We start from the raw sequence: 10,012 nt of genomic DNA on the forward strand, positions 1-10,012 counted from the left end.
AATAGACAACCAGGAATATTCTTTTACTCCGGGAAAAGGTAAAAAGTATGTTGTACTCGATTTTTGGGGAAGTTGGTGTGCCCCTTGCATAGCCGGTTTTCCTAAAATGAAGGAGATTTATGCTAACTATAAAGACAAGTTAGAAATCATCGGTATAGCGTGTAATGATACAGAGGCCAAATGGAGGAAAGCCATCGATAAACATGACCTAAAATGGGTTAATCTGCTAAATCAGGATAACGATATTAACAAGGATGTTTCGGTAATGTATGCCGTTGAAGTTTTTCCCACCAAAATCATAATCAGCCCTGATGGAAAGATTTATAATATTTTCAACGGAGAGGGTGATGATTTCTATGACAGTTTGAATGACCTTCTGAAAAATTTATAGTCCTCAGCCCACACTAACTCAAGAGTCCGCTGTGCTAGCTAAATTGTAGATACTTATTTTCCGCTCAAATACTCGATATATTCAGACACTTCTGCCAACTTTGTGGTTTAAAATGAACTAAAATCGCCTCAACAAGTTTGTAATTACTATGGCAGAAACATCTCATTGGACAGGATCAGACAAATATTTATGCGACCCGGCCCTCGCACAGGCTTTTCATATGGCACGCACTTTGGGCATGCCCCTTTTGATAGAAGGCGAGCCCGGTACCGGTAAAACCGAGCTACCGATCAACTATGCCAAAGACCGTGGCCTCGACTTAGAAGTTTATCCTGTAGGTTCTAAAAGTAATGTAGAGCAATTTGTCGCGAGATTTGATCACGTAAAATACCTGCGTGATTCTCAAATAGAAATTCTCAATGCGCAAAGGGAAGAAAAAGGTCTCGACAGCAAGCTTACAACAGGCGATCGAAATCCGGAGTCGCTGGGAGATTACGTAGTAAAAGGCCCTGCGGCTGTTGCTTACAGCAAGCCAAACTCAGTACTGCTGATCGATGAGATAGACAAAGCACCTCGCGAGTTTCCTAATGACTTGCTGTATGCGCTTAGTCATAGGAAATTTATCATGCCTGAGTCTGGTGAAGTGATAGAAGTTTCGGAAGAAGAAATGCCCGCGATCGTGATCACCTCTAACCGTGAGCAGGAGCTACCAACGGCTTTTAAAGGGAGATGCATCTATCATTATATCGATTTTCCCCAAAAGGATGTAATGAGCAAGATCATTGAAAAACACCATCCCGGAATCGAAGAGCAGGTAGTGAAAGTCGCTTTAGATGTTTTCTATCACTTGAGAAGATTGGGACTGGAGCGAGCACCAACGACCCGTGAGATTCTCAATTGGTTGAAGTACATGAGTGATATTGCGCCAAAAGAGGCTATTGAAAAGATAAAAGGGCTTGAAGGTATTGGAGCCCTGATAAAAACACAAACTGATATGGAGCGTGTCAACCGACTAATTGGTGTTGATAATGGTTCATTTGGAAGTCAACTTAATTGATATGCTAAGTTCCCTACCAGAAAAATTCCGGGCTCACGGCTTAAAAGCAGATGTACGCACGCTACTCTTGCTGAGAAAAGCCATGCAGAAAGGTTTGATTAAAACACTGGGAGATATTTATAATGTCTTAAAGGGAATTATTGTGAAAGAGCCATCAGATATAGGCCCGTTTACGAAGGCATATTACGAATATTTTTTGCATGTACCCATTCAACCCGGTCAGACGTTGGAAGACGCCATTCTGCGCTCAGAAACTTTTGCCCAATGGAAAACACAGTTTTTAGATGAAGCTGATCGTGACCTGACTGATGAAGAATTAGTAAATACCTTTCTCGATCAGGTACACCTAACAAGTTACGACATCAAAGAGGTGATCTCAGGCAAAGAGTTGTGGGACAAAGATGATCCCGATCTAGAGGATAAAGACGATATAAGCAATAATGGTACTCCTGCTGAGCGAGTGCTCGACAAAATGGCCGACTACAGCGACCTTTCTTTAGAAGAACTGCTGGAACGCATGGAAAAGGTGCGCCAACAACAGCAAACACAGCATGGTGGAGGTAGCCACTGGATTGGTACGGGCGGGATTTCTCCTTACGGCCATGGTGGAGCTGCCAAAAACGGTATAAGAGTTGGCGGTCAGGGAGGTGGCAAACTGGCCCGCAAAGTTATGGGTGACAAAAATTACTTCCCTATCGATAGAGATGCTTTGCTTAATGACGATAATGTAGATGCCGCTTTAGCTTCTATCAAAGGTGTAATTGAAGAAGGTGCCATAGAAAAATTAGATGTGCCACGGACGATTAAATCAGGATTGAAGCGTGGTGGGTTGTTTATACCCGAACTATCCAGCGAAAAATACGAAGAGCTAAAAGTTATCGTCCTCATCGACAATGGTGGCTACTCAATGGCGCCTTACATTAAAAGTGTGCAAAATCTCTTTAGAAAAATGAGAACACGCTTTGCGCATGATCTTGAGGTTTACTATTTCCACAACACCATTTATGATCGTGTGTTTATCGATGAAAGCAGAACCAAAGCCATACCGATCGAGAAGGTGCTAATGCATAATAAATCGTACCGTGTTTTCTTTATTGGTGATGCTGCCATGGCTCCTTATGAACTTAATTCTGTAAGTATTGCCAGTCTAAAGGCCATTGCACAAAAGTTTAAGAAATGCGTATGGCTCAATCCGGAGCCGCTTAAATACTGGCCACATACCTACACCAACCAGGTTATACAGCAGCTCATCACTATGTTTCCATTAACACCTTCAGGTATAGAGCGAGCTGTAAAATCGATGAATAGCAAGAGTATAGACGGGTAAAATACCGCTCAGTACTTCTACCTTCTGGCTCCTTTATAAACTCCAAATGGAATGGTTATGAGTAGCATCACAAGTACAATAACTACTGTTACTCCTTTAATCAGATAATTCATCGCTGTCAAAAATTAATTACAAATGATGGTGCCACGTGGTTACATTCTTATGTAGCACAAAAGCGGCTGTTATCAATGGTTCAAATGTACGGGCAGAAGGTGGCCTGGTAAGGAGCGCCTTTTAAAATAAAAGATTACGTTGTCTATATCTTAATCCCCGGCTTAATCCACTGGGGATTTTTATTTTCAATTCTTTTGAATTTCACAGCACGGAACATTCTGCGCATGACTTGTTATAGTAATTACAACACAACAATAACATGTCGATATTACCTGAGAAACTTGAACGCTATCGCAAATTCTTTCTATTCCTTATCAAATACTGGAATAGTGATGTGGTAAATCACACAGAGCAAAGTATAAATAACGACAGTAATGAGGAAACCACTGAAGAGTTTGACCAAAGCCCTGAGGAGTTTGCAAACGACCTCAAAGACATGGGGCCTACCTATGTAAAATTGGGTCAGTTATTATCAACCCGGCCAGATTTATTGCCAAATGCCTATTTAGAGGCGCTCTCAGAGCTTCAGGACAATGTAGAATCAATCCCATTTGAAGATATAGAGGCTGTATTTGAGCAAGAAATTGGGGTTAGAATATCAAAAGCATTTGATTTATTCGACCCAAAGCCAATGGCATGTGCCTCTATCGGTCAGGTGCACAAAGCCAGGCTTCATTCCGGGGTTGAGGTGGCCGTTAAAATACAAAAGCCGGGGATTAAGGATAAGTTTTTGGCCGACCTGGAAACGCTCACCGAAATGGCCAATTGGGCCGCAGAACATTCTGATGAGGCCCGGAAGTACAATGTAGCAGAGGTAATAGATGAGCTTAAGTACATTCTTATTCAAGAGCTCAACTACACCAGCGAAGCACATAACCTTTCTACTTTAAGAAATAATCTGAAGGGGTTTGAACACCTTTATGTACCAGCTCCAATACCAGATTATTGCAGTTCGCAGGTGCTTACCATGGAGTTTATAGAAGGCAGAAAGATCACTAAAACAAGTCCTTTAAAATTATTGGAAGAAGACATGACCCCGCTCGTAGACGACCTGGTCGAGGGGTATGTCAAACAAATTATCATAGACGGCTTTGTACATGCAGACCCGCACCCGGGCAATGTATACATGCTACCCGACAATAAAATTGCGCTAATAGACCTGGGTATGGTTGCGAGGTTTACTAAAGAGATGCAAGAGCAAGTCATGCAGCTTATGATAGCGCTAAGCAAATATGATAGCGACCGGATTGTAGATATACTTTTAGAAATTAGTAAGTACGATGAGACTGAAGCGGATTTACATGCATTTAAGAAAGAAGTGGTGCGTGTAATACTGGCAAGCCAGAATGCCACGGCTAAAGACATGAAGACTGGTCGCCTGGTGATTCATATGAATCGTATAGCTGCTCAAAATCGCATTCATATCCCTGTAGGTCTAAACATACTCGGTAAAATATTGCTCAATCTCGATCAGATCGTAATGATATTGGCACCTCATTACGACATCAATGCCGCTATTAAAAAAAGCGTGAATAAGTTGATGAGAGCTAAGGCGATAAAAGAGCTTAAATCAGAAAACTTTTTAGATGTACTCTTAGAAGTTAAAAAGCTGGCAGAATCATTACCGGAAAGATTTAACAAAATCCTTAAGCATCTGGCTGAAAATGAATTTAAACTTAAGATCGATGCTATCGATGAAGTAAGGCTGACAGACACACTACATAAAGTGGCCAACCGCATCACGGTAGGTATTATCATTGCCGCGATGATCATTGGCGCTGCCCTACTCATACAAATCCCCACGAGCTGGACGATTTTTGGCTATCCCGGTTTGGCGATCATCTTATTTCTTATCGCTGCGCTCCTGGGCTTCTACCTGATATATTCTATTTTGTTTAAAGACGATGACATGAAGCGGTAGCTTATAAGTGAAGTAAAGTTTTTTGTACTTTTAGTTTTTAGAATTTTTTAAAAGCACCTACTAAAAGCACTCAGTAACTAATCATGAAAAAACTTTCACTCCTGATTTGTCTATCAATCATCTTCTTTCAGGCATGTAACTCGGAGCAATCATCAGAGCAACCAACTGAAATAATTGTAATTGGTACTTTGCACAATCCCGAGCCAAACTTTAACCCTGACACTCTTTTCAATATCTTGGAACAAGTAAAGCCAGATTTTATCTTAAGAGAATTAGACTCTTCTTTCTTTACCGCAGATTTCAAACATAAAAACCCACCAAAGCAAAATGAAGGTATTGCCTCACAGCGATATATTGAAAAATATCCTTCCGCTCAGCTAAGACCCTATGAGTTTGAAGGACGTAATGCCTACAGAATTAATCATGGCATGAGGCCAACAGATCGATTAACAACCAGGTTAGTCGATAGCTTGTATCAGGCAGATTTATTGACGCCACAAGAAGCCGAAATATTTAAAACTTATCAGGATTTGTTGGAGCCCTTAAAGGTTGCAGCCGCAAAATCACCAGATAATTTTAACAACGCTAAAAACGACAGTATCTGCGAAAGGCGCCAATATTATCAATATCAGATGGTTACGAAAATTACTAATAACCGCCCGGAGTTTGCCAATAGATTTCATACCAAGCCTGATGGTGAAGACATCAGTTATAGAGACGGATATCAGCTTTGGGCAGATTTTTGGGATACCCGGAATCAAACAATGGCCAGAAATATATTAAGAATAGCTGAAATGAATGAAGGCAAGAGACTTGTGGTACTCACAGGGTTTATGCATCGCTACTATATTCTTAAAGAACTGAAAAAGTCAATTACAGATAAGAAAATTGTGATTAAAGAGTTCTACGATTACTAATACCTTCGGTCTAACTGTATTGAAGTGGCCTTAGCCATCTGCTAGAGTGAAGCGTGAAGCCTCTATCTGATTTAATTATTGTTGAGCAACCTTTTTCCTAAGTCTTTAATGCTGAAGGGTGTATTGACTTGCCAACTTTTCAAAATATTCAAAAGTTTCCTGGGCTCCTGTAATCACCTCATCTTTCTCGGCACTTGAAGCCTCTCTTGATTCAAGGTGTGCCTTAAATTTTTTCCATGAATTCATAATGTCCGCGTCATTGCGGTAAAAGTGGCTGGATTCGATCCAATCGTACTCCTTCAGGTAGCGTGCTATCATGCTACCGCCCAAAGCAGAACCGTTAAGTACGTAGATTGCCCCCAGTTTTTTATGGTAAGACCACTCAGCAAATAAAGAGCTATCACTAAAACTGGTTGAGTCAATGCCGAGCTGTTCTAAATCAGCATGCAAATCATCAGTACGATCTACAAACCAGTAAACTAAATCCCCCTCTTTTTTTAAGGCACTTTTCAGTGATTCAAAAACTATGAAATTAGTAATAATAAGCTTCTTGTAGTCCTCTTCTCTAAGCGATTGATCACTAATTTTTGACGCTTGCATAGCCACTTCTACACGGTCGTGTAAGTGCTTTGTCTGTCTTCTCAAATCATCTATCATCACTGCAATTTCTTAGATTATCTACTCGGAAATGCCAGATAAAAAGTAGTGCCGTGCTTTGGCTTACTTTTCACCCATATTCTTCCATTATGCTTTTCAACGATACGTTTCACAATCGCCAATCCCACACCGCTGCCTTCTATTTCTGATGTATCTTTCAGGCGATAGAATAGGTTAAATATTTTATCTGATTCAGACTCTTGCATCCCTATGCCATTGTCTTTAATGCTATAGATTACTTCTTTATCATTTTTTTCACTATCAATCACGATTTCAGGCACTTTACCGTCTGAATATTTTATCCCATTGTCCAACAAATTGCTAAACACCTGATTGATCATCACTCTATTTCCCTGTAATGGTATAAGACTACTATTACACCTGATTTGTACATCCTTTTCAGCGTATTTACTTTCCAGGTCGTTGGCTATTTCTTTGATTAATTCAGTCATATCAATAGAAGTACTGTCCTGAATTTCTCCTCTTATTTTTGAGTACTCTAAAATATCCTGAATCATCCCAGTCATCTTCTCAGCATTTCTTTTGGCGCGTTGTAAGTAATCTAGCTGAGAAGCCTCGATGTCTTCATTCATCATCATAAAAACATCTAAAAAACCAATCATTGCTGTCAGAGGTGTTTTCAGGTCGTGCGATATGGTATAACTAAAAGTATCGAGTTCATCATAAGCCCGGCTTAGCTGCTCATTGAGCTTCCTTATTTCATTGGCTTTTTTGGTGATTACGTAATTCACCTGATCAATAAGCTTATCTGCGGTTTCTACCTCAAGGTTGGTCCAAGAATCCGATTGGTTTGTTACTGTCTCTCTCCACTCATCAAAAGAAGCTCGTGGCGTAAGTTTTTTGACACCTTTTTCATCTACCTCTAGTATCTTTTCTGGCTTTCCGGCCCAGCTTACTTCTTTTATTTTTTCAGGCTTAAACCAAATGATATATTCCATCAATTCATGAGAAATGACGGCTGCCAAAATACCGCTACCCACATCTTTAAAATCAATACCATCTTTGTAGTGCTTACTTATCGATGATGTTTTATAGACCTTGTGTGGTTTTTCTGATTTTAACCATTGGCTGAGCGCTTTAATTTGATCATGTGAGGGTGTACTTCCCGTGGTATGTATTTTACCGTCAAATACCAGGGCTGCACCGTGCGCAGAGTTAATATCGAGCAGCGTAACATCATTATCAAAAAGTCCCATCTTCACGTCAAGCCTATGCTCCATCTGTAAATTCAGGCTGTCTAAACAATGCTCATACTTCTTTTCTAACACCAACGATTCGTTATCACTTTTATAAGACAGTGCCGTAGAAAACAACTGAGAAATCAGCTTTCCGGCCTTACGTGTCATGTAATCAATATGCTTCGGAGAGTAATTATGGCAGGCAATAAGCCCCCATAATTCGCCATTTTTCAAAAGAGATATACTGAAGCTACTGGTGACACCCATATTTTTCAGGTACTGAATATGAACAGGTGATATAGCTCGCATTTCTGCAAAAGAAAGATCTATTGGTTCTTTCGATTTTGAAAGGATATCAACAGGTGCATCATTTACATTACTAATAATGCGTGTCAGATTTTTTTTATACAATTCTCTGGCCTGGGGTGGTATGTCAGATGCGGGATAGTGAAGGCCCAGATATGCTTCTAAATCAGAGCGCTTATCCTCAGCTATTACCTCTCCATGCCAGTCTTCCCAAAAACGGTAAACCATTACCCGGTCATAGCCAATAACCTCTCTAATCTGGTTGGCCAGCGTCTGCATCATTCCGTTAATGCTATTATTATTCTGGATTTCTACAACAGATTTACCTAAAAGTAACTCGGTGTCTACTTCTGGCTTACTCTGCTCTATTCTTTCCAGCTCCAGTAAGATTTTGTCTTCACCGGATGGAGATATTATGAGGTAGTAAAGCTCCTCACCGATTACTATTCTATAGGGATTGTTGTTTTCATAAGTCGCACCCGCCTTACTGGCTTTAAGTATATCTTCAAGTGAGGCCGGAGAGATATTCAGTGCCTGATCCAGCTCTCTTACAGAAGTTCCTAAGATTGCATCGACCGAGAGTATGTCGTTAAAATTATCGCTTAGGTAAAGTACATTTAAACTTTTATTATCCAGGCCTATGAGGTGTCCGTTGCTTTGAATCTGCCCCGGAATATGAATTGGTTCGTTTTCGCAATCTATAAACTGCTCTTTTTGCATTACACAAGAGTTTTTGAAGAGAATAAGTAAACTTAATAAACTTATAGGTTTAGTACGAATGCTATCTAATAATAGAAGCAGACAAGTGCATGTAACACTATACGTTTAAATTAATTCCTTATATATATGATAAATCACATGAAGGTAATTTCATTGAAACAAAAAAATCCCCAACCTTTCGATTGGGGATCTTATATATAGGGATTTGTAATTGCTTAAAGCAATCCGTTTGTTTTCTTCACGGCTTCAGCACTTTCTTTTAGCTTAGCTTTTTCAGCATCATCAAGTTCGATCTCAACGATTTTTTCGATACCGTTTCTACCGATTATAGCGGGCACACCAATAGAAATGTCGTTTAAACCATACTCACCTTCTAGCAAGCAAGAGCAAGGGAACATTTTCTTCGTGTCGCAAGCAATCGCCTGTACCATCGCTGATACTGCAGCACCCGGTGCGTACCATGCAGAAGTACCAAGTAATTTAGTAAGTGTAGCACCACCTACTTTGGTCTCTTCCATCACATAGTTAAGCTTATCTTCACTCAAAAATTTAGAAACAGGTACACTATTTCTTGTAGCAAGGCGAGTCAAAGGAATCATACCTGTATCGCTATGTCCACCGATTACCATACCATCAACATCTGACGCAGGGCACTCAAGGGCCTCAGATAATCTGTACTTAAATCTGGCAGAGTCTAAAGCTCCACCCATACCTATAATTCTGTTTTTAGGCAATCCTGTTGATTGGTGAGCAAGGTAAGTCATCGTATCCATTGGGTTAGATACTACGATGATGATTACGTTTGGAGAGTGCTTGATCAGATTTTCTGATACCTGCTTTACAATACCAGCATTGGTAGAGATCAACTCCTCACGTGTCATACCCGGTTTTCTAGGGATACCTGAAGTGATCACCGCGATATCACTATCAGCAGTTTTTGTGTAATCGTTGGTTGTACCAGTAATTTTAGTATCAAAACTGTTGAGTGATGCAGTCTGCATCAAATCCATGGCCTTACCTTCTGCAAAACCTTCTTTGATATCGATAAGTACTACTTCTGAAGCAAAGTCTTTGATAGCGATGTACTCAGCACAGCTTGCTCCTACAGCTCCTGCACCTACTACGGTAATTTTCATATTTTATTTATGGTTTGAATTAGAAAAGGATTATTTGGAGTGCAAATTTAAAGAATAGGCCTGACTTCGCTAAATAGACCGTAATAAAACATTTAATAAATCTAAATCGATTGCAGCCTGTTGCTTAATCTACTTTTTGTAAAGCTGTGCAAGGTTAAAGAAGCCCATTGAAGATTTATAGGCTTTGAAAAGATTGGCGTTGTAATCGCTATAGATTTTAGTGAGCGACTCGAGCATTTTTGCTTTCACCTCAAGGTGGCTATCAAA

Annotated in this window: 8 protein-coding genes; 5 read left to right on the forward strand and 3 right to left on the reverse strand. The window is 40.1% G+C overall.

Annotated features, from left to right (window positions below; translation table 11 throughout):
- The 5 genes from E1176_RS11970 to E1176_RS11995 form a co-directional block, all read left to right on the forward strand.
- Nucleotides 1-391: TlpA family protein disulfide reductase (locus E1176_RS11970; RefSeq protein WP_155210868.1), on the forward strand; the 391-nt coding region annotated here is incomplete at its 5' end.
- Between the two features lie 148 nt (nucleotides 392-539).
- Nucleotides 540-1,448 (forward strand): AAA family ATPase, encoded by a 909-nt coding sequence (locus E1176_RS11975; protein ID WP_155210869.1) that lies wholly within the window; start codon nucleotides 540-542, stop codon nucleotides 1,446-1,448.
- Between the two features lies 1 nt (nucleotide 1,449).
- The gene (locus E1176_RS11980) at nucleotides 1,450-2,775 is read left to right on the forward strand and encodes a hypothetical protein (RefSeq protein WP_155210871.1); all 1,326 of its coding nucleotides are present in this window, start codon (nucleotides 1,450-1,452) and stop codon (nucleotides 2,773-2,775) included.
- A 373-nt stretch (nucleotides 2,776-3,148) separates the two neighbouring features.
- On the forward strand, nucleotides 3,149-4,810 hold the full coding sequence (locus tag E1176_RS11990) for an ABC1 kinase family protein (RefSeq protein WP_155210873.1): 1,662 nt from the start codon (nucleotides 3,149-3,151) through the stop codon (nucleotides 4,808-4,810).
- Nucleotides 4,811-4,893: 83 nt separating this feature from the next.
- Entirely contained in the window at nucleotides 4,894-5,727 is an 834-nt protein-coding gene (locus E1176_RS11995; RefSeq protein WP_155210875.1) for a hypothetical protein, read from the forward strand.
- Nucleotides 5,728-5,832: 105 nt separating this feature from the next.
- Here the strand turns inward: E1176_RS11995 and E1176_RS12000 are convergent, their stop codons facing one another.
- From E1176_RS12000 to mdh, 3 genes are all read right to left on the reverse strand, one after another.
- Complete coding sequence (locus E1176_RS12000) at nucleotides 5,833-6,384, reverse strand: biliverdin-producing heme oxygenase (RefSeq protein WP_155210877.1); 552 nt, start codon at nucleotides 6,382-6,384, stop codon at nucleotides 5,833-5,835.
- 17 nt (nucleotides 6,385-6,401) lie between these two features.
- Nucleotides 6,402-8,609 carry an ATP-binding protein gene (locus tag E1176_RS12005; protein ID WP_155210879.1) on the reverse strand — a complete coding sequence of 736 codons (2,208 nt, stop codon included), beginning with the start codon at nucleotides 8,607-8,609 and terminating at the stop codon, nucleotides 6,402-6,404.
- 215 nt (nucleotides 8,610-8,824) lie between these two features.
- Nucleotides 8,825-9,745: a malate dehydrogenase gene (gene mdh / locus E1176_RS12010; RefSeq protein WP_155210881.1), complete on the reverse strand. Its 921-nt coding sequence runs from the start codon at nucleotides 9,743-9,745 to the stop codon at nucleotides 8,825-8,827.
- Nucleotides 9,746-10,012 lie beyond the last annotated feature (267 nt).

The sequence above is a fragment of the Fulvivirga aurantia genome, assembly GCF_009711475.1.
Taxonomy (GTDB): Bacteria; Bacteroidota; Bacteroidia; order Cytophagales; family Cyclobacteriaceae; genus Fulvivirga; species Fulvivirga aurantia.

Excerpts from the sequence above, each read along its gene's own strand:
- E1176_RS12000 (WP_155210877.1), bottom strand. The coding sequence starts at position 6,384 with ATGATAGATGATTTGAGAAGACAGACAAAGCACTTACACGACCGTGTA.
- E1176_RS11980 (WP_155210871.1), top strand. The coding sequence starts at position 1,450 with ATGCTAAGTTCCCTACCAGAAAAATTCCGGGCTCACGGCTTAAAAGCA.
- E1176_RS12005 (WP_155210879.1), bottom strand. The coding sequence starts at position 8,609 with ATGCAAAAAGAGCAGTTTATAGATTGCGAAAACGAACCAATTCATATT.
- E1176_RS11995 (WP_155210875.1), top strand. The coding sequence starts at position 4,894 with ATGAAAAAACTTTCACTCCTGATTTGTCTATCAATCATCTTCTTTCAG.
- E1176_RS11975 (WP_155210869.1), top strand. The coding sequence starts at position 540 with ATGGCAGAAACATCTCATTGGACAGGATCAGACAAATATTTATGCGAC.
- E1176_RS11990 (WP_155210873.1), top strand. The coding sequence starts at position 3,149 with ATGTCGATATTACCTGAGAAACTTGAACGCTATCGCAAATTCTTTCTA.
- mdh (WP_155210881.1), bottom strand. The coding sequence starts at position 9,745 with ATGAAAATTACCGTAGTAGGTGCAGGAGCTGTAGGAGCAAGCTGTGCT.